Raw genomic sequence first — 2,183 nt, 5'->3', positions numbered from 1 at the left:
GTTATACGGTTTACTACCTCCCGCCCCACCTCGATAAGATGGTCTTCCTCCTCCTCCCCCTTTATTAAAGGGAGGTCGGCGTTTTTTGGGTAAATCGGCGATGAATTCAGCCTTTTCTATGATCAAGAGGTCTGCTTCTCGCTGGACTTGGAAATCCCAGAATTTGCCAACTGCTTTGGTTTCTAACTTACCCGTGAGTTTCAACTTGAAATATTTGGGTTTATCGTCGGTTTTGCGGGGTGCTTGCTTGATTTTAACCACCAAGTTTCCAGCATCAAAAGATTGGTAAACAACTTCACCACGAACGGAAAAACCACCATCTGGAATTTCTGATGAAGGTGTAAGTTCACCTGCTAGCTCTTCAGATGTTGGGGATGACGAGTCATCCTCTGACTTGCTTGAAGTTGGCGATCGCCCTATAGCGGTGTCAGTTTGAGTTGATTCTGGTGACTCTTCATTGGTTTGGCGGTTTACAGCCAGCTTTTCTGGCTCCCAAACTCCGACAATTTGCAGATGAAGATTGTCATTTTCTTGTCGAGTGCGTGGATAAACTACCCACAAATGGTCTTTTTCTAAATCCAGATGATTTTTGACCAAACTCATAATCCGACCCAAGAGGACGGCATCAAGTTCTATATTATCTGGAGTGACCAACGCACCTTGAGTAAATTGTTCGCTGGTAGGAACATAACGACCGCGAACCAAGCCGATTGCTCGGTACTGCATTGGTTCGGAAGGCGGAGGAATTGGTTGTTGCCTTGCGATTTCGTTAATTTGGGCTTTATCTTTAGTATCAGCGCTAGAAGATGGCTCCACGCTGTTATTTTGCGCTTCCATAGAAGCAGATAAATCGGAGGACTCGGACGATTCAGAAGACGGCATCAGGTCGGAATTCATAAAAACTCCTTGCGGCGGAGACACATCCCATATGGGACTTTACAAAGGCTGCTCTCAAGAGCATTTTTTTCGGTACTTGGCGGATATATTTCCGATTCAGACACCCGAAAGTAAGTAACTCTATGAGATATTGGTGTTGCGAGGTTTCGCAATAAACACCATTAGGTGTAATTTAGCGCTTTTACACTAGGAACAAAAGCATACCATAGCTACAATTTCAGACTATTCCTCCTCAAGTCGTCATTTGAGATACGGCAACTTGGTTGGGTATTTGTTATAAAGTTCACAAGCAACACACGGTATTCCGTAAAGTTTTAAGAATTTTTCATCATGTCAATTTCTCGAAACAATTATTTCATTCAAATATTTCATTCAAAATAAAGGACGAAGAAAGTGTCTCAAGGTCGTAATCGGTGGTTCGTGAAAATTGTGCTGATAGTAGCTGTGATTGCTCTTGTGGGAGGGTCAATGGTTCCTATCATAGCGGCTTTCAATGATTCTCAACAGTCGGGTAACGCCACTAATAGCACAGGAAATTCAGATCAAGATCAAAAATCAAAATTGGAAGATGCTGTACGGGGTTACGAACAAGTTTTATTGCGAGAACCAGAAAACCAAACGGCACTAATCGGTTTATTAGAAAATCGTCTACAGTTACTTAGATTAGGACAAGGAGACATTAAAGGGGTAATTACACCTTTAGAAAAGTTATCAAAACTTAACCCAGAAGAAACAAGATACGCTGTACTCTTAGCCCAGGCAAAGCAGCAAACAGGTGATAAAGAAGGAGCCGCTCAAGCTTACCGCACAGTTTTAGAAACTAAACCGGGAGACTTAAGTGCTTTACAAGGTATGGTAGCGCTTTTGTTAGAGGAAAAACGCCCTGAAGCTGCGATCGGTTTACTTCAAGAAAGTTTAGATAAAGCCCAAAAGGCAAATAAAATTGAGCCGGGCAGCGTTGATACTGCCGCTGTTGAAGTTTTATTGGGTAATATCTATGCCAAGGAGAAACAGTACGCTCAAGCTTTATCAACTTACGACAAAATAATCAAAAATGACCCTAAAGATTTTCGTCCCGTCTTAGCAAAAGCGATGGTTTTAAAAGACCAAGGTAAAACCGAAGAAGCACAACCTTTATTTAACCAAGCAGCTTCTTTAGCACCAGCCCAATACAAAGACGAAATCAATAGACAAGCAACTAGCACCACTCCTACTCCAACTCCGTCTGCTTCACCTTCACCCAAGTCAGAGTGAGGAATGGAAGGGGGGATGGGGGGATGGGGGGA

Annotated in this window: 2 protein-coding genes; one reads left to right on the top strand and one right to left on the bottom strand. The window is 42.8% G+C overall.

The features are described 5' to 3' along the window. On the bottom strand, positions 1-897 hold an 897-nt coding region (patR, locus tag IQ247_RS32000), incomplete at its 3' end, for a heterocyst master regulator PatR (RefSeq protein ID WP_193926215.1). A gap of 393 nt (positions 898-1,290) precedes the next feature. Between patR and IQ247_RS31995 the strand changes: the two genes are divergently transcribed. Next, a complete protein-coding gene (locus IQ247_RS31995; RefSeq protein ID WP_193926214.1) occupies positions 1,291-2,151 on the top strand; it encodes a tetratricopeptide repeat protein in 861 nt (286 codons plus the stop codon). Positions 2,152-2,183 lie beyond the last annotated feature (32 nt).

It is taken from the genome of Plectonema cf. radiosum LEGE 06105 (assembly GCF_015207665.1).
Lineage (GTDB): Bacteria > Cyanobacteriota > Cyanobacteriia > Cyanobacteriales > Nostocaceae > Rivularia > Rivularia radiosa_A.
The sequence above is the reverse complement of the archived record's forward strand: the minus strand, read 5'-3'. Positions and strand labels throughout refer to the sequence as shown.